Here is a 23,768-nt window from a genome sequence, read left to right on the forward strand (position 1 = left end):
CGCATCTGCACAAAAAACTCCGGCGGAATCGCCGGCATCACGAAACCGACAACCACACCATCGCTTTCCACCAACCGACACGGCCACGCCGACCGCGACAACAACTCCATCCCCGCCGAAAACGGCAACGACTCCAAATACGCCGGCATCGCCTCCAACACCGACACATCCAACCCCGCCCGCACATCCGCGCGATACTCCTTGAACACCAACGACGACGCATACTGCATCCGCACCGCCGGCGCCGAAAACACCACCCCCTGCCCACCAGCAGCCAACCGAGACAACCCACCCAACTGCGAAACAGCAAGCCGATCAGACACTTACGACCCCCCGCCGATACCGCAGTGACCCGCCGGCAATTTTGTCGATTGAGCTTGCACCCACGCCGTAAGCTTGTCGAGCAGCGCAACGCCCGTGGAGAAGGTTCCACTGGTTGGCTCGGCCGCAATGGCCACCGCCGTCTGCCCGCGAGGCGTGGAGATCACCGCGAACTGCCGGACCAAGTAGTCCCAGTGCTCATCGGGCCCCCACCCTCCCTTGGAGGCGCTTCCTGCGACTCGGGCGAGCCCCCACCGTTGGCTCTCGGAAATGTCGCTCATCAACTCGATCACGGGCCGCGCCTCGGACAGGCAGGGCAGGTGTGCGGCAAAGACGGTCTGCTGGGTCAAACTCCATTTTGTCTGGCCGAAGGCACTGAATCCGGGTCGGACGCGTTCTGACTCAACGCGGGTCACCGAGTCCCCAGCGGCGCGGAGCACCGCCTGAACGTCCTGTGCCGCCTTGCTCGGTGGACCGAGCCGCGCCCACATCTGTTCCGCGGCATCGTTGTCGCTAGCCTCGATTGCAGATTGCGCGGCGGAGCCGGTCCTTTCGCCCTCGCTATGCAGTGCTGAAATAGCCAGCGGTACTTTGATTGTCGACCATGCAACGCCGGTGTCCCAGTCGCCCAAGGTGATTACTTGATCATCCCCTACCGCAGCGATACCTATTCCCACCTTCCCTGGCAATGCCGAAGAAATAGCCCTGAAGCTCTCCTCCAACACCACCCGGTTCGCATTGCTCGGAACGGGCTTGGCTCGAGTGGAATCCGGTCGGAAATCGCTACTCGGCTCGTGGGAATTGTTGATAGTGCAGCCAGAGCAGGCCGCGGTCATCCCGATGGCCATGATTAGCAACGCAATTGAGCGCACGGAACCTCTAGTATGCAAAGACGACGGCATTGTCGCCTCCGGTGCACCTCATGAGACCCGCAACCGCAGTGCACGTCATCGTGTATTCGTCGTGTGTGACCGGGCTGGTAGCGGTGACCACCCGCGGTCGCGACGATGCTGGGCCGCTCGAGCCATACGCTTGACGAACCACCTCAGCGAACGGGCACGACGTCACGCTGTTGCCTGCAGCGGAGTGGGCGAATTCGCCTGCCGCGCCATACATTTGTGGGCACGGTGTCGAGCCAACCGGCGCCGTGGCCGGCACTACCGGCGCATCGGAGGCAATCTGCAGATCAGTCGTTGAGCTCGTCACCGCAGACGACGCCGAGCCGCCAGACGGCATAGCCAGCCATATGATGAGCACGCCCAGCGCGATTCCGATTACTACCACAGCGGCGATGAATAGTGGCGTGTAAGCCGTCCATTGGCGGGCCGATGGCTGCGGCGAGACCTTGGCAGCTTTCGCCGCTGGTCGACGCGCAGGGGCGGGCGCATACGGACCGCTAGGACGAGACGACAAGACATCAGGTGCTGCGGTGGCCACCGCGGAAGCTCTTGCGGCTGCGGCGAGTAGCACCGGTTCCCACTCGTCGGCTTTCGGTCTGGCTCGCGGGTCGGCGGACAGCGCGCGGGCGATCAGTCCACGCACCGGCGCGGACACGCCCGCCGGCAGATGATCGGGATGACGAGCGGCTTGATCACCGACGAACAACCGCAACGCCAACAACCCGAGCTTGAAATTATCCGACGCCGCCGTACCCAACTCCTCGCCCGGATTCACCGCCCGCACCTCCCACCCCGGTGTCTCCAACTGCGGCGTCACCGACCGACCCTGAAACCGCATCGCATCACAATCGATGAAATACACCTTCGGATGCGGAACCAACGCAAACAACAAATTCTTCGGCGACACATCCCCCACCGCCACCGAATGCCGATGAAACACCGCCAACCCCCGCGCCACCTCCACCAACAACTCACACCGCTGCCGATCCGACACCCCAATCCCACGCTGAGACAAAAACACCGGACCATTCAACAAATGCTGAAACTCCCCCACCTGCCGACTCGACCCCGACGCCAACCGCATCTGCACAAAAAACTCCGRCGGAATCGCCGGCATCACGAAACCGACAACCACACCATCGCTTTCCACCAACCGACACGGCCACGCCGACCGCGACAACAACTCCATCCCCGCCGAAAACGGCAACGACTCCAAATACGCCGGCATCGCCTCCAACACCGACACATCCAACCCCGCCCGCACATCCGCGCGATACTCCTTGAACACCAACGACGACGCATACTGCATCCGCACCGCCGGCGCCGAAAACACCACCCCCTGCCCACCAGCAGCCAACCGAGACAACCCACCCAACTGCGAAACAGCAAGCCGCGCTGGCGATGCGGTGGTCATGACACAGCCGAATCTGTGATCAGCCGCTGCCCATCCACGTCGTGAACCTCGAGCCAGCGAATCTCGTCCTGTGTCGTCCCATCCCTGCGTGAGTACTCAAGATCGGCGCTGACGCTCGTCGCGTCACGAGGCTGAACGCTGCGAACCGTTACGGATGCGACCGAACCCCACCATTGGAGGTACTCCGAGAATCCGCCCCCTTTGGCTTGCAGACTCCCGGCCAGCATCGGCCAGGCCTGCTCAGGGGCGGAAGGCAGTAGCGCGTAATAGCTTTCGACGAATGCTCGCATGTCGGTAAAGGCCAGCGACCGCGCTGCGGGGACCGCATCGCGAGGCACGTCGTTGTCCCGCTGAGTCGGGGCAGCCACCGAAACTGTTGTCGTACTGGCGGGATTTTGCGTGCCCTGCCGCAAGCCGAGAACCCAAGCAATTGATATTGCACCGGCGATCGCGAGTACTACCGCACCACCGATCACCGCCATGAGAGCAAAACGCGGCCCCCCATTGTGCGATGTAACCCCCTGATCGTCATGCATCACGGTGACTGGATGGTTCGTGTTTGTAGGCGAGCGGGCCGACCGCGACGAGAGTCCGGTCGTCATCAAATGTCTCGCGGGAGAAATCCACCGCATGCACGAACTCGAGTAACGAGGGCGGCCGATGCAAGACGTGCGCAAACATTCGGCCCACATCGCCCTCGCCACCACCCAAGGGGTCTCCGATACCGTCGGTCCCGACGAGCAGCACCTCTCCCGGATAGATGGTCGTACGAACGGGCTCAACGGTTTCGGGGACCCGAGGCAGTCCGGAAACCGCCGAGGATGTGATTCCGCCTTCTCCGTCTGCCTTGCCTCCGGTCACCGGCATGAACGCACCCTCCGAGAGGATCCATACCGCTGAGTCGCCGACCCCGACGATGTGTGCGGTAGTTGACCCCCGGCCGTCGGGTTCCAATACCGCGCAGGTCAGCGTTGTCGCGAGGATCTTTTCCACTTCGGTGGGATCCGGTGACTTGTGGCCAAGTATCGATGCGCCCTGCTCGATCAGCGCCCACGCGCAGCTTTGCACGAAGGCGGTCCAGTCTGTGTCGTGAAGGTTTTCCGGCAACTTGGCATCTAGCCACTGACACGCGTACCGCACGACGGTAGATGCCGCGATATGAGATTGCGTAGCACCCGAAACACCGTCTGCCACAGCTACGATCAGTTGCTGACCATCACTGCGTAGGGCCAATGCAAAGTCGTCTTGGCGCGGAGCTCCGTTGTACCGATGCAGGTATCCACGCACCGACGCTCCCCGTACCGTGTAGTACCGGTTAGACCAACCGTCGAGCACGGAGTCGGGCCGGTACTGCGAAGTGCGATACTTCGCCGCGACTTCTTTCGGCTCGAACGCAGGCGTCGGCTTCCCGACAATTATTGGCTGGTTCGACTGCCAGCCCAGTCGTGCCGGATCCGGTTTGAGCGGTGCCTGTTCGATTGGTGGTGAACCGTCGACCCGGGAAGGGCCGCGAAAATGGAAGCCGTGCCGACCCATCTACACAGTGTCCACGGCCAGCGACAGGAATCCCTCGGGCTTCTCGAATTGCAGCGATGCGCTCCCGCTCGCCAACGCTTGTCCCGAGTTGATGACCGATTGCGTGAGTGCAGTAATGAATTGCGAGATGGCAATCCCGGTGTCGGTTCCCGATGCTGACATAAACGCATACTGCGGATTAGTGGCCACCCGTTGAACGACCACGCCATCGGCCCGCCCGATTCCGAACGCGAGAATGTTCGGCCGCGCGCTGATACCAAGAAGTTGCGCGTGCGCGGCTTCCCAGCCGTCACCGTGGTTTGGCGCGCCATCGGTCAAGAAGAAGACCGCCGGCCGATTCACCAGATAACCTTCGTTCTTCAAATGCGCTATGTCGCTGGGTATCTGCTGCATCAGCGCCTCGAACGCCGCCCGAAACGACGTTGTGCCGCGCGCCGTCAGCGTCGGCATGACCTCGAGGTAGCGCAAGTCCGTCGGCGGCAGGTGACAACGGGCGCCGTCGGAGAATCCGATGACACAGAACCGCACTTTCGATGCGGCCATCGACTCGCTTTGCAGCGTGTCGAGCAGACTCAGCAGACCAGCGTTCAGGTCACCGACGTTGCGGGCCATCGATGATGACTCGTCCGCAACGAAGTACACCGGAAGAATGGTTCCGCGCGGTTCCAAATCGGGCAACCAGAGTTGCCAGCCGTCCGGCACAGGCCAGGCTGGGTCCGGTTTCCAGTCCGGCGGCGGATTCCATCCCGGTGGCGGCGCCGGCCAATTCGGTGGCGGATTAAAGCGCACGATCCGTGCCCCCATTCGTGAGAAGTGCCCGAGCAGTCGATGAGTTTATAGTTCGACGAACCGATCCGGTGTCATTCAAATGGGGGATAGAGATCGGGCGTCATTCGATTGGCTGACACTTTCGCGCACTGTTACGCGGCACAATTGCGCGTGTGAGTGCACCAATGGGTTACCAGTACGCCGCCCAACCGGTCCGTCCGTCGGGCGGGACCGCGATCACCGCGGGCGTGCTGTCGATCCTCGCTGGACTTTCCTCCTTCCTGGGCGTTGTTGTGCTGGGGATTCAGTTGTCGGAAGGTTTCGGCGACGACTTCAGTTCCATGTTTCCGGGGTCCGGCTGGTGGAAACCATGGGTAATTGGCGCCGAAATAAGCACCGCGGTTGCCGGAATATTGCTGTTTATCGGCGGCATCAATTTGCTGCGAGGGAAGAATGCAGGACGCGTCCTCGTCGTTCTCGGTGCCCTGGTCACCATCGGTCGCCTCGTGGCAACGGTAATCGCCGCAAAACAGTATTCGTCGCAGTTCGAATCGACGTTCGCCTATCCCGGTGCACGGGACGATTACGAGTCGTTTGTTCAGCTGCCAATCGCGCTGACGTTCGGATTGATGGCGGTTCCCGCGCTCATCGTCCTGCTCGCCCTCCTCCCGCCGACCCGCCGCTATTGCACGACCCCGCGTCTGCAATACGGCTACGCGCCGATGGCTGCCCAGCCCGTTATGCCGGCCTACTGTCCGCCGTCAGCGGCTACTGCGCAGATGGGCACGCCGGGCTACAACCCGACCTTCCCCATGGCGCCGGTACATGCCACTGGCTATACACCTGCCACTCCGGTCGCCGCCCCGACGCAAGGCTACGTTCCGGCCGCAACCCAACAACCGCCGGTCGGAAACAGCGCACCCACGCCAGGCCCGTACGTCGTAGCTCAGCCGGCCACACCTAAGCGTCAAACCCAGTCGGCGCCAAAGCGTGCCAGCCCGAATGTTCCATCCGACTGGTGGGGCAATTCGTAACGATCCGTCGTACTACAGCACCGCTACCCGCGCTGCACCGCCGCCGCATGGTCGAGCGACCGATCACTTTCGGCGCACCCGGGGTGAACTTCGGCTGCTGCCGGCAACCGGAGCCGCGCGCTACCCTTCGGCCGCCCGAACCGCCGCATTATCGGGGTGTCCACCCAGCGGTAGATGGCCGCCGCAAGAATTACCGATACACCGAAAATGGCACTCGCCCAAGCTAGCCAGCCGAAAAACCCATACTGGTGTCCACCGATGAAGACTCGGGTTATCAAGACCATGACCGGAAACTGGATCATGTAGAAGGCGAATGACACCTTCCCCAGCCACACCAACGGTGGCGTCGAATTCAGCCCGGAAATACCCGCGAGATCCCGGGCCGCGAGCGTCGCGATAACCGCCGCCATCGGACCGACCAGCAGCGCCGACATTTTGAAATTGATAGGCACCAGCCACGTCGCGCCGTACGCAACGGCCAGCGCTGCCAGCGCGGTCGCAAGCCGCACATTTGGCCACCGGCCCTGGCTGACCAATCGAGCAGTGCAGACCCCGACATAAAACTCCGGCAGCCGCGACAGCGGAAAGGTATAGCTCAGCCAGTACGACGGCGAAACCGGAATATCGTTCTGCGCGAACCACTGCGGTGACGCGTGGATTTCAGAGTGCGGCGAGACATCACCCGGCAGCAATCGGGGAACGAAGATGTTGGCGATGCCCTTCGGCCCTTCGGCCAGCAAGAAAAAGCCGGTGTGCATGGCGAGTATCAGCACGACGAGCCCGCCCATCGCCCACCACAGCGCGGGCCCATTGATTCGCCGCACCAGTGGCATCGCGAGCGGAAAGCTCAGGTAGAACAGCATTTCCGCGCACAACGACCACGCCGGAACGTTCAGTCCGCCGACCGTCGTCCACTTCGGCACCCACGTGTGGACGAGCAGCGCATTGGGCAACCACAGCACTATCCGCGATACTGGAACGGCGGCGACGACCACGAACATGGCCGCCGCGACCAAGTGCGTCGGATAAATCTTCAAGATGCGCCGCCGGTAGAACCAGAGCACCGGGCGATCGGATCGATACGACCATTGGATGACGAACCCAGACAACACAAAGAAGAACGTGACGCCTGCCGCGCCCAACTGCATTGGCACGAACCAGTGAATGGCGCGGAACAGTTCCGATTTCTGAACGGATAGACCGGCAGGAAAACCAACGAATGCAACGCGAACACTGCAAGGGCGGCCCACCAGCGCGCGCCCGTGATCGACGGCAGATCGCTGTGCCGCAGTTGGCCGGAGGTCATCTCAACTACAGCGCGAACTGGCGCTTCATAGCGGCCGCGACCACGCCGTTGCCGAAGGGCGTCGGATGCAACGGCGCACCGACCGTCAACGAGTCGAGGCTCGTGAGCCCCCCGATCCACGGTTCCGGCGAGCACGACTCGTGGCCGGCTGTGACCGCGCGCGCGTTGAAGTAGTCGATGCCCAGGATGCGTGCCGCGTCACGTTGCGCCGCATCCAGTGCGTCGAGAAATGCGAGATAGGCCTGCGCGCGTGGCTGTACGACGTGCCCGATAACCGCGACATCCCAACAAGCAGTGTTTCCGGGGCGCGCGAAAATCGCCGGATAGCCGACGAACACTACGCGCGCATGCGGCGCGAAATACCGGACGTAATCGATCACGGTGCGCACCCGCTCGGCGTAACCAGCGCTAGTCACGGCACGAAAGTCCGGCACGCGAGCTTGTCCGACCGCGTCGAAGTCGCAACCACGGACGGGATCCATGAGGCAATCGAAAGAAGGAAAGGCCCGCGCCGACGAACCCCAGGCGTCATTGAACCCTAGCTGAATCAGAACGGCTCGCGTCCCCGGACCGAGGAAAGGGGCCGCCGCGCGCGCCTGTTGTAACAACGTCCAGCCAGTACCGGTGTCTATCGCCGCACCATTGCAGGAAAAATCCTGGAATGCCGGCGTTCCGGCGATCCCCATATCGGCTGCCAATTGACCGGGCCACGACGTTGGGGGATGCATGCAATTTCCACCGAGCGGTTCACTGAGCGGCGCAGTGGCAGTGAAGGAATCCCCGAGCGTGATCACCGCCGCGCCGGGTGCCGGGTCAGCAGCAGCGGGACCAGAGATGCCCACGGAAACGACAAGGCCGACCATCGCCGCCAAAGCTAATCGAACACTAGGTTTGTGCATATATTCCGTGGGCCTCATTTCCGCTCGCTCCGCCGGACCAAAGAGCAAGTATGCATAGCGCGCCCTCGTCCACATATCCGTCGAACGGAGGACATTCGGCTCGGAAATAGGCGCTCTATCACGTGCTAGCGTTTCCCAGTTGCGTTCGGAAAGGAGCCGGGAAATGCGGTTTCAGAAGGCATTCGTTGGCCTGATGGGGTTCAACGTTCTGGTTGTCGGCGCGTGCGGCACGAACGACTCGCCGAACACTGGGCCATCGTCGACCACGCGCACCACAACCACCGCGCCACCAGCGCCGACGGCCACTGCCTTCACGGCGACCACTGCCTCCCCGACCCGGGTGACCTCCGAAAGCCCCAGCACTACCGCAGAACCCGCCCCCGCCACGCAAGAGGCCCCAGCCGCTGTCGCCCCACCCGCGCAACCCGCGCCGCAGCCACGTCAGGCACCGACCCCGGCGCAAAAGCCACCGACGCTGCCCGATCCCGGATTCGCGCCGCACGCGGGCTACTGAGGCTGCAAAGCGCCATAGATTTCCTTCGCGATCTCATTGGCCGGACGGACACCGGTGGGCCCGTCGCGCATATCACAGAGCACAATAATTGTCGTGTCGGTCGCCGGGTCATAGCCCATGAACGACTGATAGCCGGGAATGGCGCCGTCATGGCCGTAGAGCGGCCCGAACGCCATCAGACCGAGCCCGTAGGCGGGCACCGCGGCGGGATTTTCCGGGTCGGTGGAATGTGCGCTCGCCACGCGCAGTTCCTGGAGGTTCTTGTCGTGGAGCAACGTGCCCTGCACCAGCGCTTTGGCATAAATTGCCAAGTCGGAGGCAGTCGAGATAACCGCTCCAGCCGACCAGATCCAGGAGGGGTTCAACGCTGTCACGTCGTCCGGCCGAATCAGTCCCAGTTTTGCCGCGCGTGCCTGCGCGGGCGGCAGAACCGGCGAGATCCGCGCCTGCGAATTTGTGCCGTACAAATAGCCGTGCACAAAGGGGCTTTGCAATGACACGTCGTCGGGTCCGGGAAAGGACGTCTGACGTAACTGGAGCGGCTGGAAGACGCGGGTACGCAAAAGCGTCCCGATGTCCTCGGCGGTTATTTTTTGCAGGATCAACGCCAAGACAACGGTATTGGTATTGGTGTAGCGGTAGCCTTTGTTTGGCTTGAAATAGGGCTTCGAGGATTCCCCCAGTTCAGCGAGGTCTTCGGGATCCCAGACATGGCCGGGATCATCATCGAGCGTCCGGTTGAAGTCTTCGTCCTCGGTGTAGCTGAACAGCCCGCTGCGCATATCCAGCAATTCACGGATGGTGATGTTTTGGCCGTTGGGCGTATCGGGAAGATATTCCGAGACCGCGTCATCGAGTCCGATCTTGCCTTCCTCGACCAGCTGCAACGCGACTGTGGCCACCATTGTTTTGGTAATGCTGCCGACCCGGAAATGGTCGTCGACGGTGGGCGCAGTCTTGTCATCGAGCGCGCGGCCGCCGGACACCACGTGCCACGACGACGCGCCCTTGTGCACCGACACGACCACGGCGGGCACCAGTGTCGTCTCCCGCACGCGATGCACGATCTCGGTGAGAGTCGTCTGAATATCGTGCTGCGGCGCCTGCTGCACCGGAGCTTGATCACCCGACGCACACGCCGTCAACGAAACGGCCACTGACAACGAGAGCGCGACAAGCGATTTCATGTCCTTCAGCGCTCCAATACCGTCACCGATGCATCGGTGAAGTCGGTGATCAGCGCAAAGTTGCCGGCCGGATCTACTGCGATTCCGTGCGGGTTTGCACCCACGGTGACCGTCGAGGTAGCCGTCAGCGTCTTGGTGTCGATGAGAGTGGCCGTATTGGTGCTGTGATCGGAGACAAAGGCGGCACTCGAATTCGGGTCCACCGAGACCCCGACTGGGCCTGAGCCGACGGCGATCGTGCCGGTGACGGCATCGCTGCGGGTGTCGATCACCGAGAGGGAGTCGACGGCGTGGTCGGTGACGAAGATTCTCCCCGTCCCATCCGCCGCGACGCCCCACGGCTCATGACCCACCGCGATGGTGCGCGAGACCGTGCGGCTGGGGATATCGATGGCCGTGACCGTGTCATCGGCAGCATTGGCGACGTATGCCCGTTCGCTCGTAGCGTCGACCGCGATTCCATAAGGGTGTCCGCCGACCCGGATCGTGCTGTCGACCACGTAGCCCGAATTCACCACCGAGACGGTTCCATCGTCGAAATTCGACACGAATATCGTGTGGGTCCGCGGATCGACGGCGACGCCATACGGGGACTTTCCGACATTGACTGCGTTCAACACCGACCGCCGCTGCGTGTCGATGAGTAGGAGTTGCCCGCTGTCGGCGTCGGTCACAACTGCCACGTGCCGATCGCGATCGAGCGCGATCGCTGATGGCTTGCGGCCCGCCTTGATCACATCGACTACCTGGTAACCGCTGGTGCTCAGCACCGAGACGGTTCCGTCAGCGGAATTGGTGACGAAGGCGCTGCTGACGCTCGGATCTATTGCAACAGCCCAGGGATTGTTTCCCACGGCGATCCGTCTAGCCACCGTCTCCGGAGGCGACTGCTGCGTGGCGGCAGGTGTCGCTGCGCCGGCCGGTGCTGCCTCGTCGCGACTACTCGACCCGGTATGTACCGCGACAGCGGTACCGATGACGACGACAACGATGACCGCGGCGACAACGACAGCCATCGCCATGTTGCGCCGCGACCGTGCGGGATTTGCGCGCGCGGGCTTTGCGACCGCACTAGGCGGCGACGGAATCGGTGGTGGTTTGACCTTCTCGTAGTTGGTGAGCGCCGACGCCTGCCGACGTGGCCGGGTCTGCGCCACCGGGCCGGACGTGGACGCAGACAGTGCCGCCACTCGCAATGGCGTTTCCCAGCTCGCGACGTCTGGTCGGGCAGGTGCCAGTGGATCCAGCCCGCGGTGGATCAGATCACGAACATCCGCAGGCACCCACGGCGGCAGTCGATCCGGATCCCGAGTGCTCTGGTCTCCGGCGAGCAGCCGTAACGAAAGCAACGCCAACTTGTACGCATCGGAACTGGGGGTCGCGAGTTCTTCAGCGGACGCCACGGCCCGCACCTCCCAACCGGGAGTCTCGAGTTGATGGCCAGCCGAACGCCCGTCCAACCGCATCGCGTCACAATCGATGAAGTAGACACGCGCCACCGGCTCGATCGCGAAAAGCAAATTCTTAGGCGAGAGATCGCCCACAGAAACCTTGTGGCTATGGAAAACCGCCAACGCCTGAGCGACCTCCGCCAGCAACTCGAACCGTAATCGATGCGTGAGCGGGATTCCGCGACGCGCAATGAAGTCGTCGTCATTGAGCAGGTGCTGGAACTCTGCAAGCTCACGCTGGAGCCCAGATGCCTTTTGCATCTGCAGATAGAACTCGGCGCCGATAGCCGGCATGACGAAACCAACCGGCCGCGCGTTTTCTTCTACCAGTCGGCATGGCCAGGCTGCTCGCGAGAGCAATTCCATTCCATCAGCGAAGGGCAGCGACTCTAGGTACTCGGGCATGGCCTCGAGCGCGTCCATGTCGATCGACGGCAACGCATCACGTCGATACTGTTTGAAAACGAGCGCGGCCGCATACTGAATTCGGACCGCCGGCGCTGAATACACGACGCCCTGGCCACCGGCGGCAAGACGAGTTAATGCGCCCAATGCGGTGATGTCGAAGCGGGGCAGTGGAGACATTGAGGATCCTCCGTCAGGAAACCTTTCGACTCCACATCGAAGCCAACCACGGCACAGCCACCGCAGCGTCGAAATTATTCAATAACCGGCTGCGCGCGGGTATCGCTCAAACGAAGGACAGTCATCAACGCCGTCACTGGGTGCTGACTATTGTGCTGATATGTCGCTCCATCTCGACTACATCAGCGACGCGGACGCGGAATCGCGATCCATTGGTGCAGCGCTGGTGGCACAGAGCAGTGCCGAGGCGCGGATCTGTCGGTTACTTGCGATATTCGTGGCTTCCGGTTTCATCTTCTATCTGGCCGTCTTAACACCTGAGATCGTTGAGCAGACTAGGGTCCTCGCGATCTGGTGGAGTGCATTGGCGCTCCTCCTACTGGTTGGTTCGCCCATTGTGATGGGAAGTGCCGCCTTTGGTCACCGCACAGTACTGACGCAACGCGCCGCGATCACCGCTGCACTTGGATACATCACAATGACCGCATTGTGGCCGGTGGCATGGAACGGCCAACTGTTGCACGAGGATCCGTGGATCGCTGATTTTCCCGGTTTGGCCGGTCTTGCTGCAGCCATCGTATGGGGTTCGCGCCGGACAATTGCGACGTTGCTTGGTGCGATCGCTGCTGCCGAATTCGCTAATCACCTCGGCCGGCGTTCCAACCACAATGTCAACGCGATTCCGGAATTGCTCTTCTATATCGGGTTCTGCCTTATGTTTGTCGCTGCCGCACTGATGGCTATTCGCACGGGCCGCCTTCTCGACGCCTCTCGTGCCAAGGTCTATTCGGCAACGGCGGCGGCAGCGGCTAGCGAGGCCCGCGACATCCAGCGTCGCCGTTTCGCCGCGATGTTGCACGACTGGGTGTTGTCCACGCTTCTCGCCGCGAGTCGCTCGGCTGACGCCGCCCAAGTGCGTCAGCAGGCGCGTCTTACCTTGGCTAAATTGGATGAAATAGATAGCGAGACAGAAAGTTTCGATTCCGCGTCTCTACTCGCGCATCTACGCACCGCGGTGAACGCCCTTGAAGACACCCTTCCCGTTCAGGCCAGCACCAACTCTGGGGAATTCCGGTTTCCCGCCGTAGTCGTGCAGGCGATCACTGACGCGCTCCGTGAAGCCTTGCGCAACAGCCTCCTACACGCCGGCGTGAACGCAGAACGACGACTGCAGGTGTCGATCGAACCTGGACTCGTCGAGGTCCTACTGAGCGATTCCGGCAGGGGTTTCGACCTCGACACGATCCCGCCTAACCGTCTCGGACTTCGAGTGAGCGTGATCGGTCGAATGGAGCGGCTCGAAGGCGGTTCCGCTCACATCGCGACGCAGCCTGGCGCCGGAGTGGTTGTTCGATTGACCTGGCGTGCACCATGAGTGATCGGCAAATTTGCGATGCCCCAACGATGTTGGGCATGCGTAGCCGTTCGGCATGGGCACTCGGTGGGTTCTTCATGTTCGACGAGACGATACTCGCCGCGAGCACATGGGGCGACGCGACCAGGCACTGGCCAATTGTGGCAGCACTCTTATCGATTGTGATTGCAGGCGTGCTGATACTGGTGGTGCGCTCCGATCCCATGCCATTACCAGCGGCGGTTGCGGTCGCGTTGTGCGGTCCCGTCGGCTGTGCGCTGGCCTATTCCGTTCTGTCGGTCCCATCGTCCGCCGCCGCAGAGTCGTGGCCGTCAGCGGCCGGGACTGTGTGCGCCGCGTTCCTGTGTGTCCGGGGAAGGGTTCTAGCCGGGTGGGTCGGTGTGCTCTCGATGGTCGGTTTGGCTGCCTGGTGGGGTTCGCGGACGGGTGCAGGCGCGCTCGCGGCTTCACTGCCGCAGTTGGTCAACGTGGCAACCATTCTCATGGCGACCGTCTTCGCTTTCACTATCCGGCCCGCTGCCCGATTGATCTTCGAGTTGGAGGACGAAGCCACGCGTCGCATCGCGGCGGAGTCTGCCGCTGCCGCTACGCTGGCGGAACGTAATCGACAGATGCACCGCCTCGACCACCTGGTCCGGCCGATTCTCACAACAATCGCCGAGACCGAATCACTGCAACCACACCAGCGGCGCGAGTGTCGGCTGCTGGAGGCTCAATTGCGCGACAGCCTGCGCGGCGCAGCGCTTGCGGTGCCGGACGTCTCCGCTGCTGCCCGATCTGCGCGCGAAAAGGGCGTCGAAGTGGTGCTCGTTGACGACCATGGCCTCGACGATGTCCGCGCCGCTGAAAAGCAGCGCATTCTCGACCGTGTCGCTGCCGAGATACGCGATACGGAAGTCGGCTCGGTTCTCGTTCGCATTCTGCCGCCAAACCGTTCCGCGCTGGCGACCATCCTTGTTAAGAACGCCGGTGGGATACGCCGCCTTGAGCTATGACAAGCGCGCCCCTGTCAGCCTGTCCCAAATTTCAACCGGACGAGCACGAGCAAATGGCGGGCCAAACCGGCCCAAATAGCGACCATTCGCTCGTACTCGGCGCGGAGAGTCAGCGCGGTGCTTACTCCGGCTTACGCCCGGTGAACTCGGACATCGAGTTGTAGACACCCACCTTGTCGAGGAAGAAATCCTTCAGCTTCACCGGCAGCAGACCCGTCAGCGCCTGGTTGAGCCGTGACGTCCACGGGATGACCACGAAAGGTCCGCCCTTCTTCATTTCCTTCCAGGCGGCGTCGACAACCTCTTCCTGCTCGAGGATCGGCGTCATGAACATCTTCTTGGCGCCGTCGAACATGCCGGTGTTGATGTAGGTGGGGCACACCGTGGTGATCTTGACGTGGTCATGACCGGCCTGCTCGAGCTCGAGGCGCACCGAGTCGGACCAGCCGACCGCCGCCCACTTCGACGCGGCGTAGACACTCATCCGCGGGTTGGATACGAGCCCGGCCGAGGACGCGATGTTGACGATCCGGCATTCAGAACCCGACGCGATCATGGCCGGCAGGAACTCGAGGGTGATGTACATCGGCGCCAGGGAGTTGATGGACATCGTGGCACTGATGTCGTTGACGTTCTCGGTCTCCCAGAAGTACTTGTTGCCGCGCACGATTCCGGCGTTGTTGAACAGCACGTCGATCGAGCCGACCTCCTGGCGCACCTGAGCGGCGGCCTTGGCGATCGACTTCTGCGATGACACGTCAACCACATAGTGGTGCACGACCGCGCCTTCTGCCTCCAGCTCGGCAGCGGTGTCCTTCAGCGCGCCCTCGTTGATGTCCCAGAGGACCACTGCGGCGGCCTTCTCCCGCGCGGCGCGAGTCGCGAACAACTTGCCCAGGCCCATCGCCGAACCGGTCACGAGCACTCGCTTGCCGGCAACGTCCGTCAACTGCATCTGTCTGTCCCTTTCGTATGAAGAATCAGCGCTACTTCATCCCAAGCCAGCGCATGGCACTCAGTGCGATGGTCATAGTCTGCGCCCATGTTTCGTCCGACATTCCCGCAAGGGGGGCAATCGGCAGCACGCGCTGTGCCGCCACCGTTTGCGTGTCGATGTACTTCAACAGACCCTCGGCGCCGTGTCGACGTCCGGTACCCGAATCACCGAGCCCTCCCGACGGCGCGTCGATGCTGCCCCAGGCGGCAATAAAGCCTTCGTTGATGTTCACCGCGCCGCTGTTCAACCGTGCCGCGACCGTGCGGGCGTAACCGACGTTTCGCGACCACACACTTGCATTCAAGCCGTAGGTGGTGTCGTTGGCCTGCGCAATTGCCTCGTCGTCGCTGTCGACGCGGTAGATCGACGCCACGGGACCGAAGGTTTCCTCGCGATACACGGTCATGCCCGGCGTGACGTCGGTCAGCACGGTGGGCTCGTAGAAGTACGGCCCGAGATCCGGCCGCGCCCGACCGCCCGCGAGCACCGACGCACCCTTGGCCACCGCATCGTCCACATGCGCACGAACGGTGTCGAGCTGACGCTGGAAAGTCAGCGAGCCCATGTCGCTGTCGTAGGCGAGGTTCGCGCCGAGCCGCATGCCGCGAACAGCTTCGACGAACGCCGGCACGAACTCGTCGTAGACGTCGGTGTGGACGTAGATGCGTTCCATCGACTCGCACAGCTGCCCGGCCGAGCTGAAGCAGGCCCGGATCGCGGTCCGCGCGGCTGTGGCGACGTCAGCGTCGGCGAGCACGAGCATCGGATTCTTGCCGCCGAGTTCCAGCGAGTAGCCGATGAGTCGCTGCGCGGCCTGCCCGGCGATGACGCGTCCGGTCGCGGTCGATCCGGTGTAGTCGACATAGTCGGCGCGGGCGATCAGCTCGTTGCCGACGACGGCGCCACGGCCGAGCACCACCTGCCACAACCCCTTGGGCAATCCGGCGCGCTCGGCGAGTTCGGCCGCCCACAGCGCGGCCAGCGCGGTCTGGTTGTCCGGGCGCGAAATCACCGCGTTGCCGGCGATCAGCGCGGGCAGCGCATCGGAGGCCGACAGCGCCAGCGGGTAGTTCCACGGCGAAATCACCGCGACCACACCTTTGGGCCGGCGTAACTCCTCCACCTGAGTCAGCAGCGGCAGCACGCCCGCACGCCGACGCGTCCCCAGCAGTTTCGCTGCAGTCTTGGCGTAATAACGCGCGTTCACCGCCACGTCGCTGACCTCGTCAAAGGCGTGTGCGCGGGCCTTGCCCGTCTCGGTCTGCACGATGTCGAGGATGGCGTCCTGCTCACGCAACACCAGGTCGTGGAAACGACGAATAATGCGGACGCGCTCGGCAACGGGACGCTGCGCCCATTCGGCTTGGACGGTCCTCGCGGTGGCAAAAGCGGCGTCGATGTCAGCAACGGAGGACTGCGGCAGATCCGCGATGAACACGCCGGTGGCCGGCGCGAAAGTCTGAACCGCCGGTGCACCACCCGCGGCCGCGCGTGCCGTCAGCCGAGCCACGAGGTCTACCGGCAGGGCGTGTTCCGGCACTGCCCGCAGGGTGACGCCGGTACTGGTGATCTGCTGCGCCGCAGTCGTCATCGAGGAACCTTCCAAATCTTTTACAGCCTTGTTCACTGAACAACCGTGTTAATTTAAACGAGGAGGTGTGATCCATGTCAAGTAATCGGGGATTGAAGCGTGGTCGCCCGCCGCAGACCCCGGAAGAGGCGCAACGCGTCCGCGGCCAGATCGTGATCGCCGCAGGCGAGGTATTCGCGGATTACGGCTCGCATGCAACCTCAGTGACGCTGATCATCAAGCAGGCCGGGATCTCGCGGCCCACCTTCTACCGCTATTTCGCCAACGCTTCCGAACCGCTGCATGTGCTGCTCTCGGAGTCGGACGAGTCGCTCGTGAACAGCATCCGCACCGCCAGCCTGGGGGCCACCGAGGGCGTGGACCTCGCCATCCGCGTGATCGACGCCTACTTGGACTGGGCCCGCGCCCGAGGCCCGATTCTGCGCCCGTTGTTTGCCGAGCTCTACGACCCGTCCTCGCCGGTGTACGAACACCGCACCCGCGCGATAAGCATGCTGCGCAGCATTTTCGTCGACCGGATGGTCGAACTCGGCCGTCCAGCCCCAGACCCGCTCGATCTCGACGCCCTGCTCAATGCCTGCGAATTCGTCGTCTACCGGATCGCGCGCGACGGCCAGCCCGACGCGGAAACGACCGCCCGCGCCCGGCTGACGATGGTGCGGATTGCGTTGGCGACACTCGGCCTGCCCGATGACCTCGAACGTGCCCTGGCGGTGCCCGGCCTGTTTGTTTCCACGGAGGAGTGAGAGCAGAGAACTCCTGTACCCCGTGCGTGTTTTTTCACCGCCCGCGGTGAAAAAACACGCACGGGCACGGGGAGACAACCCCGCCAGCAGCCACCTTCGCTCGAACCACCGAGCTAATCAGTGCGCGTTGCCGGCGCCCCGTCCGTAGCGTTCGTAAACCACCTGCGATCCGAACGCCCTCGTCTCGATCAACTCCAACGAGACGCTCTCGGTGACCGGCGGCAGGAACGCCGTGCCCCCGCCCACGACGACCGGATGGCGGAATATGCGCAGCTCATCGACGAGTCCGAGCTCGATCGCCGTCGAGGCCAGCCCGGCCCCACCAATCTCGACATCCTTGTCGGTCGCGGCGAGGACAGCGGCGACTTCCTCGGCTACCGACCCTGTCGCCAATCGGGCGTTGCCCTGAACCGAGTCGAGCGTGCGACTGAAGACGACCTTGGGAAGCGCGCACCAGACATCTGCGAACTCGGCATGAAGCGCGGTGCCGCGCAGGGAAGGATCGGTTTCCCACACCAACATCGTCTCGTAGAGCTTGCGGCCCAACAGATGGCAGCCAAGCTCCCGCACCCGTGCGAGGTGGAAGCTGAACAGCTCGTCGCTCGGCGCTGACCAGTCGAAATCGCCGGCACGGTCAGCGATGAAGCCGTCGACCGAAACGCCCATCGAGTAGATCAACATAACTTCAAGGATGCCCCCGATGACCAGGGCGCGACGAAACCGCTCGGCACGGAGTCAACCCCGGCGCGCACGTCAGAACCACGACGGCGCGCGTTAGCACTCGGCACATCTTGTGTGCCAGGCGGTTTAGGTGCGTTCATAAAGCTCCACCCTGCGAAAGGCGGTACTCGAGCAGTTAAGGAGGTCTGACATGTATCCGAACTACATCGGGATCTCACCTTTTCATGCCCACGGCACCCTGCAGGGCTTCGTCATCTCGGGCCGCTGGCCGAATACCACCAAAGAATGGGCGCAACTGCTGGTCCTGGCCGTTCGAGTGGCAACGCTGCCCGGGCTGCTGACCACCTCCACCGTCTTCGGCGCGCGCGAGGAATTGCCGGAGGACCCCGCACCCGGAACGGTCGGGCTCGTGGTGGCCGAAGGACCGGTGCTCGGTGAATCGGCGGTGACGCCGGGCCGGTTCGCCCAACACCAGCCACCGGCGCTGTTGATGCTGCATCCGCCGTCGGAAACCCGTCCGTCGCTGCCGGAATGCGTCGGCGCGGCCTCTGGCTGCGTGCTACTGCCCGGCATTCCTTACCTCGGGCTCGAACACCGGGCGGCCTGGGCGGAGACTGAGCCCGACGGCACCGTGACCTCGATGGTCAGTCGGGTGGGCATCGATCCGATCAGCCACCCCGATACCGCGGTTTTGGCCATGCTCCTAGCCGCGTAAGGGTACCCGAACAAAACCCGGCGGATCGCCAAACTTATTGTCTCCATTGCGATTTCGGATACACCCGAATTGCCGATCGGGACAGTCCCCGGTAACCTCGGCGTCATGCTTGCTGCCCTGCTGCTCAGCCTCGGCGTCATCTTTGTCGCCGAACTGGGCGACCGCTCGCAGCTCATGGCCATGACTTTTGCGCTGCGGCACCGCTGGTGGATCGTGCTGGCCGGCATCACCGCAGCAACCACGCTGGTCCACCTCATCTCCGTCGGCATCGGGCACTACCTCGGCGCCGCGTTACCCACGACTCTCATCGCCATTCTCGGCGGCATCGCCTTCATCGGGTTCGGCCTGTGGACGCTGCGCGGCGACCGGCTTTCGGCGGCAGAGGTCGAACGCGCCCACACGTCCGCCGCGCCCGCATTCTTCGCCGTCATGTCGGCGTTTCTGCTCGCCGAACTCGGCGACAAAACGATGCTCGCCACTGTCACCCTCGCCTCCGACAACGACTGGATCGGAGTCTGGATCGGCTCGACCATCGGCATGGTTGCCGCCGACGCGCTCGCCATCGTCGTCGGCGCGATCGCCCACCGGCATCTGCCGGAACGCGCAATTCAGCTCGGCGCGGCCGCGTTGTTCGTCGTGTTCGGCGTGGGCATGATCGTTGAAGCTGCGGCTCCGTCGACGCCCGACTGGGCCTTGGTCCTCGCAGGCATCGCGGCGGCACTCAGCCTCGGACTGATCTTGCAGGCGATTCCCGGCCCGCTGCGCCCGATCAAGAGCCGTCGAGTTTCGTTCGCGCCCGCGCCGCACGCGCCGCTTGGGCCCGATCCCGCATCCGCTTCCATGCTGGCAACGGGTTCGCCGCCATTCGCGCGGCCTCGATAATCGACGCCATCGGCTGACTGACGATCCGCGACGCCAGCGGCTTCTCGCCAACTTCCGGCGGTCCGTCGCCCGACCACCACACGGGCTCGAGCAGATGCTCGATCATGGGCAGCGACGACTCGACCGCGTCCCGGCCCCACTCGATCGCCCGGTCGATGGCCTCCGGCGACGCAGCCAGCGTCACCGGCGACAGCGACGGGCTGAATCGCACCAGATAGTCCGCATACGGCGCGTTGCGCACCATCTGCAACTGCACGGCCTGAGTGATCGGCTGCAACCACAAATGACGCGGATTCCATTGCGGATGAAAGCAATCCCACGCATAGAAGCAGGCGTTGCGGGTGCCGAGGCGGCCGTCCTGGATGCGCTTCCAGGCCAATTCGGCGGGTACATTGCTGGCCGCGCCGCCGTCGACCAGCGCGGCCACGTCCTTGTCGCGCATGAGCTCGTCCAACAACGGCCACATCGCCGGATCCTTGGACTCATGGTGCAGCACGCCCGGGATCGCCGAGGAAAAGCTCACGGCATCAACCACATTGAGGTTCTCGGTGAGTTCGTCGCCGCCGAGCACTATCGGTTTGACCACCCGCGAGTCGATGAATGCGGCCACCTGCCACATCCGAGTCGCCCCAGCCGCCGCGGCGCCGATCTTGAGGTGCGGCAAAGCCCGACTGCCCAGCGCGGCGAGTTCGGAGCGGCGAAAGCGCGACGGCAACCGGTCGAACGACTGTCGCCGCACACCCGCGATCACCGTTTCGTACGGAATGGCAAGGTCCTTCATCCGCACCGGTTCGCCGTCCGCATTGCGAAACATGGCGTCGGCGAAGGTGTCGAAGGTCAAGGAGAACAAGCCATTCAGACCGTGTCGGCGCCGGAACGGTTCGGGCCCGAGAATACCGCGGTAGGTGACGGTTTTAGCCCAATCGAAATACTCGTCGATGGGGACCGGCGTCACCCGCGCCACCACACTGCCCACCACCGCACCGAAGCTGGCAGTCAGCATGTATCCCGGCGTCATCCCGCGCTCGATCAGGCGGTGCATGCCGCCGAGATAGACGTACCCTGCGCCGCCACCGCCGCCGAGGACGCAGACGAGCGTCTTGTAGCCCACCTCGGCGTCGAGTTCGTTGGCGGAGAAGTCGTTCGCGTGTCGCTCGAGCAGCGCATCGCGCTCTGCTTCCAGGTCCGGGCTCAGTTGCGCGAGCGCCTCTTTCGCGCGGACCAACCTAGTTTCCAGCCGTCGCTCTTCCCGCAGCGGGCCATAGAGCGCGTCGACTACCCGGGCCCGGAAGTCGCTCAGTTCCGCACGAACAGAGACGTCGCCGCGGCCGCGGTTGCCGCCCGGGCCGGCCGCGCCCGGTTCGAAGACGGTCAACCGGGCAAAGCTCAGCAGGTAACGCAACCGGCGAAACTCGGTTCGTGTCAACACGTCTGGATGCTTGAGGTCAGCGCGGGCGAGCGCCGCCTCCATATGCTGCAAAGCCAGCACCGGATCACGAACCGGCAGACCGACTTCCTCGACCGGCTCGACGAGGTCGGGCACCTCGACAAGATCGGCTTCGGCCAGGTCCTCAGCTGCCGTGCTGGTCAACGGGATGTGCAGCTCTGGCGTTTCTCCGCGCGTTGCCATGTGGAGAGTCTGAGCCATTGCGACCGTGCCCGAGCCCGTTTCCGCGTAGCGTGATTGCCGACCATCGCCGGTATACGAAGCAAGTGAGAGCCTTCCATGAGCAACGATCCCGCAGCCAGCCTCGCCGCACAGCTGGGCGGTCTGATTCCCGACGAGATCAAGACGCTGCCGCCCGACATCATGCAGCGGCTCGCGGCCACACTCGCCGACAACAAGGAAAAGCAACTGAAGCTGCTCGACGAATCGATCGAGGAAATGATCAGCCAACTGCCCATCATGTTGCGCAAGCCGGTTCGAAAAATCATGGGCCAGTAGGAGGAGCGACGCGTATGGCCGACAACCCCGCCACCGCAGCGCAATTGCTCAAGCTGGGCAGGCTACTCGATACCGACCCCGAGCAACTGCGCTACCTCGAATCACTCGGCGCGGAAGGACTTCGCAAGCTGCGAGAGCTCGCGTCCGAGCAACTGTTTGCCAGCTATGAGGACAGACTGCAGCGCATGGCACAGGCCAGCAAACTGGTGCCGCTGTCGGTTGCGCTTCCCATGGCGGAGAAGAGCGCTCCCCCGCGCCTGATGGCCGCCGTCGCGGGCCTCATCGAAACCGATCGCGTGGTTAAGGCGGCGCCACGGATCAGCCCGCAATTCATGGCCGATCTGGCCGCCTATCTCGACCCGGGCCGCGCCCGGCCGGCCATCGAGGCGGCCCCACTCGAGGTGGCCCGCAAGGTCGCCAAGATCATCGTCGACCGCCAGGATTTGATCACGATGGGCAACCTCATCAGCGCCGTCACCGACGACGCGCTGGCTGCCTGCCTGCCGTTTCTCGATGACGGCTCCATCGTGGCCCTGGGCAGCGTCATCGACGACCGGCCGCGCGTCGACCATCTTTTCGGATTGCTCCCCGATGCCCGGCTGTCCGGGGTGGCGCGGGCGGCGACCGAGAACAACTCGTGGCCGGAACTGCTCGGCCTGATGGGAGACCTCAGTTCGGCCGCCCAGCAGCGGTTCGGCAATGTCGTTGCGGCCCAAGAAGACCGAGTGCGTAGTGCGGTCATGCAGGCGGCCAGCGAAAACCGCCAACTCGACGTTCTGACATCTTTCCTCGACGGCATGACGCCGATGAGCCTCACGCAGTTTGCCCAGACCACCGCGCTGGCACAGCCGCAACTGCTGGCCGACCTTGCGAGCACCTCGTGGACCGGAGTGCTACGGCTGGTGCCCTACCTGCCCGATGAGGTACTCGACCGGTTGACCGGACTGGCCGACCTCCGCGAGCCGACCGTGCAGGCCAAAATGCTGGCCGATGCCGTCGCATTGAACCTGGAATCCGGGATTCTGCCGCTGCTGCCCCGCCTCGACGGCACCGTGCTCGCTCAGCTCGCGTCCCAGGACCAACTGCAGCGCGACGACGTCCTCGACGGGTTCGTGCGGGCCGCCATCCGGGAGGGGCAGTGGTCGAATCTGCTGCCGCTGGTTCGGCACCTGCCCGAGGCCGCACGCAAACACGTCTCCGAATTGGCCGGGAATCTGGACCAGAGCGAGCTGCGCGAGGCGTTCGCGTCGGCAAGCAGGGCCGGTCAGCTCAGCTCGATGCTCGACGTCACCGCCGACATGCCAGAGCAGCAGCGGGTGGCCGCGGTCGAGACGATCGTTGCCGACGCTGGTGACGAGGACCTGCTCGGCACCGGCTTGCCCGAGGCGGAGCAGGAGGCCGTGTGGACCAAGCTGCTCGCCCTCAGCAACGGCGCGCCCGAACAACTCCTCAGCCAACTTGGTGAGCAGGCCGCGCTTCTGCAACTCGACAACGTCGTGCCCACCGTCATGGCTGCGGCGCAAAAGTCGGGTAACTGGGAATCGGCGCTCAAAGTCATCTCGAGTGTCGACTCGACCGCGACCGCCATGGGCGTCGGGGCCGCCTTCGACGTGCCGAAGGGCTTGCTCGAACAGGCCGCCAAGCAGGCCCAGGAGCTCGGCCTCGGTGACCAGCTCGGTGGGCTCGTCAGCGCGCTGGGCCAGGGTGCGGGCCAATCGGTCCAGCTTGCGGTTGGATTCGCCGAAGGCGCCAACGCGCTGCAACTCGCCCCAGCCAAGGAAGCGGCGGCCAAGGTTGTCAGCGGTCTGGCGGGCCGGCTGGCCGGGATGTTGCGGAAGGACGACAAGTCCTGAAAGCGCTCGTACTGGCCCTTGCGACCGCCTGGTTGTTGGTCGCGCCTGTCTCCGCAACCGCGGATGCCGGCGGA

General features: G+C 63.7%; 23 protein-coding genes. 9 read left to right on the forward strand and 14 right to left on the reverse strand.

The features are described 5' to 3' along the window. The 6 genes from FOS14_RS22975 to FOS14_RS23000 form a co-directional block, all read right to left on the reverse strand. Positions 1–323, reverse strand: a 323-nt coding sequence (locus FOS14_RS22975) for a hypothetical protein (protein ID WP_143773190.1), incomplete at its 3' end; no start/stop codon positions are given. Further along, positions 324–671, reverse strand: a complete 348-nt coding sequence (locus FOS14_RS25345) for a hypothetical protein (protein ID WP_255450541.1) — start codon at positions 669–671, stop codon at positions 324–326. It lies immediately after the preceding gene. A gap of 529 nt (positions 672–1,200) precedes the next feature. Then, positions 1,201–2,634, reverse strand: a complete 1,434-nt coding sequence (locus FOS14_RS22985; RefSeq protein ID WP_143773191.1) for a protein kinase family protein — start codon at positions 2,632–2,634, stop codon at positions 1,201–1,203. Then, positions 2,631–3,002, reverse strand: a complete 372-nt coding sequence (locus FOS14_RS22990; RefSeq protein WP_143773192.1) for a hypothetical protein — start codon at positions 3,000–3,002, stop codon at positions 2,631–2,633. The genes FOS14_RS22985 and FOS14_RS22990 overlap by 4 nt, the downstream gene beginning before the upstream one ends. A gap of 160 nt (positions 3,003–3,162) precedes the next feature. Then, positions 3,163–4,170, reverse strand: a complete 1,008-nt coding sequence (locus FOS14_RS22995) for a protein phosphatase 2C domain-containing protein (RefSeq protein WP_143773193.1) — start codon at positions 4,168–4,170, stop codon at positions 3,163–3,165. Further along, positions 4,171–4,812, reverse strand: coding sequence for a VWA domain-containing protein (locus FOS14_RS23000; RefSeq protein WP_221936758.1), 642 nt, complete (start codon positions 4,810–4,812; stop codon positions 4,171–4,173). It lies immediately after the preceding gene. Between the two features lie 299 nt (positions 4,813–5,111). On the opposite strand from FOS14_RS23000, the gene FOS14_RS23005 reads away from it, so the two are divergent. Further along, complete coding sequence (locus FOS14_RS23005; protein WP_143773195.1) at positions 5,112–5,972, forward strand: hypothetical protein; 861 nt, start codon at positions 5,112–5,114, stop codon at positions 5,970–5,972. A gap of 23 nt (positions 5,973–5,995) precedes the next feature. Here FOS14_RS23005 and FOS14_RS23010 read toward each other — a convergent pair whose 3' ends face one another. Both FOS14_RS23010 and FOS14_RS23015 read right to left on the reverse strand, forming a co-directional pair. Then, complete coding sequence (locus tag FOS14_RS23010) at positions 5,996–7,120, reverse strand: acyltransferase (protein ID WP_255450545.1); 1,125 nt, start codon at positions 7,118–7,120, stop codon at positions 5,996–5,998. A 163-nt stretch (positions 7,121–7,283) separates the two neighbouring features. Continuing rightward, a complete protein-coding gene (locus FOS14_RS23015) occupies positions 7,284–8,141 on the reverse strand; it encodes an SGNH/GDSL hydrolase family protein (protein WP_185981905.1) in 858 nt (285 codons plus the stop codon). Between the two features lie 199 nt (positions 8,142–8,340). Between FOS14_RS23015 and FOS14_RS23020 the strand changes: the two genes are divergently transcribed. Beyond that, positions 8,341–8,691 carry a hypothetical protein gene (locus FOS14_RS23020; RefSeq protein WP_143773197.1) on the forward strand — a complete coding sequence of 117 codons (351 nt, stop codon included), beginning with the start codon at positions 8,341–8,343 and terminating at the stop codon, positions 8,689–8,691. On the opposite strand, the gene FOS14_RS23025 is transcribed toward FOS14_RS23020, so the two are convergent. Both FOS14_RS23025 and FOS14_RS23030 read right to left on the reverse strand, forming a co-directional pair. Continuing rightward, on the reverse strand, positions 8,685–9,878 hold the full coding sequence (locus FOS14_RS23025) for a serine hydrolase (protein WP_143773198.1): 1,194 nt from the start codon (positions 9,876–9,878) through the stop codon (positions 8,685–8,687). The two genes, FOS14_RS23020 and FOS14_RS23025, sit on opposite strands and share 7 nt — an antisense overlap. A 5-nt stretch (positions 9,879–9,883) precedes the next feature. Next, positions 9,884–11,914 (reverse strand): hypothetical protein, encoded by a 2,031-nt coding sequence (locus FOS14_RS23030; protein ID WP_143773199.1) that lies wholly within the window; start codon positions 11,912–11,914, stop codon positions 9,884–9,886. Between the two features lie 160 nt (positions 11,915–12,074). On the opposite strand from FOS14_RS23030, the gene FOS14_RS23035 reads away from it, so the two are divergent. Both FOS14_RS23035 and FOS14_RS23040 read left to right on the forward strand, forming a co-directional pair. Then, positions 12,075–13,289, forward strand: coding sequence for a sensor histidine kinase (locus FOS14_RS23035; RefSeq protein WP_143773200.1), 1,215 nt, complete (start codon positions 12,075–12,077; stop codon positions 13,287–13,289). Between the two features lie 38 nt (positions 13,290–13,327). Next, positions 13,328–14,284: a hypothetical protein gene (locus FOS14_RS23040; protein WP_143773201.1), complete on the forward strand. Its 957-nt coding sequence runs from the start codon at positions 13,328–13,330 to the stop codon at positions 14,282–14,284. Between the two features lie 121 nt (positions 14,285–14,405). Here FOS14_RS23040 and FOS14_RS23045 read toward each other — a convergent pair whose 3' ends face one another. Next, positions 14,406–15,239: an SDR family oxidoreductase gene (locus tag FOS14_RS23045; protein WP_143773202.1), complete on the reverse strand. Its 834-nt coding sequence runs from the start codon at positions 15,237–15,239 to the stop codon at positions 14,406–14,408. Positions 15,240–15,270: 31 nt separating this feature from the next. Next, positions 15,271–16,872 (reverse strand): succinic semialdehyde dehydrogenase, encoded by a 1,602-nt coding sequence (locus tag FOS14_RS23050; RefSeq protein WP_143773203.1) that lies wholly within the window; start codon positions 16,870–16,872, stop codon positions 15,271–15,273. Between the two features lie 74 nt (positions 16,873–16,946). Here FOS14_RS23050 and FOS14_RS23055 point away from each other — a divergent pair, with 74 nt between their 5' ends. Beyond that, positions 16,947–17,618: a TetR/AcrR family transcriptional regulator gene (locus FOS14_RS23055; RefSeq protein ID WP_143773204.1), complete on the forward strand. Its 672-nt coding sequence runs from the start codon at positions 16,947–16,949 to the stop codon at positions 17,616–17,618. A 117-nt stretch (positions 17,619–17,735) separates the two neighbouring features. On the opposite strand, the gene FOS14_RS23060 is transcribed toward FOS14_RS23055, so the two are convergent. Further along, on the reverse strand, positions 17,736–18,299 hold the full coding sequence (locus FOS14_RS23060) for a dihydrofolate reductase family protein (protein ID WP_143773205.1): 564 nt from the start codon (positions 18,297–18,299) through the stop codon (positions 17,736–17,738). Between the two features lie 190 nt (positions 18,300–18,489). Between FOS14_RS23060 and FOS14_RS23065 the strand changes: the two genes are divergently transcribed. Both FOS14_RS23065 and FOS14_RS23070 read left to right on the forward strand, forming a co-directional pair. Further along, entirely contained in the window at positions 18,490–19,014 is a 525-nt protein-coding gene (locus FOS14_RS23065) for a peptidase (protein WP_143773206.1), read from the forward strand. Positions 19,015–19,119: 105 nt separating this feature from the next. Then, positions 19,120–19,896, forward strand: coding sequence for a TMEM165/GDT1 family protein (locus FOS14_RS23070; RefSeq protein ID WP_143773207.1), 777 nt, complete (start codon positions 19,120–19,122; stop codon positions 19,894–19,896). Here FOS14_RS23070 and FOS14_RS23075 read toward each other — a convergent pair. Beyond that, positions 19,784–21,526, reverse strand: coding sequence for a patatin-like phospholipase family protein (locus tag FOS14_RS23075; RefSeq protein ID WP_143773208.1), 1,743 nt, complete (start codon positions 21,524–21,526; stop codon positions 19,784–19,786). The genes FOS14_RS23070 and FOS14_RS23075 overlap by 113 nt on opposite strands. 96 nt (positions 21,527–21,622) lie before the next feature. Here FOS14_RS23075 and FOS14_RS23080 point away from each other — a divergent pair, with 96 nt between their 5' ends. Beyond that, positions 21,623–21,841, forward strand: a complete 219-nt coding sequence (locus FOS14_RS23080) for a hypothetical protein (RefSeq protein ID WP_143773209.1) — start codon at positions 21,623–21,625, stop codon at positions 21,839–21,841. 14 nt (positions 21,842–21,855) lie between these two features. Further along, on the forward strand, positions 21,856–23,694 hold the full coding sequence (locus tag FOS14_RS23085; protein WP_143773210.1) for a hypothetical protein: 1,839 nt from the start codon (positions 21,856–21,858) through the stop codon (positions 23,692–23,694). Positions 23,695–23,768: the final 74 nt, after the last annotated feature.

This window comes from Skermania sp. ID1734 (genome assembly GCF_007489285.1).
Taxonomy (GTDB): domain Bacteria; phylum Actinomycetota; class Actinomycetes; order Mycobacteriales; family Mycobacteriaceae; genus ID1734.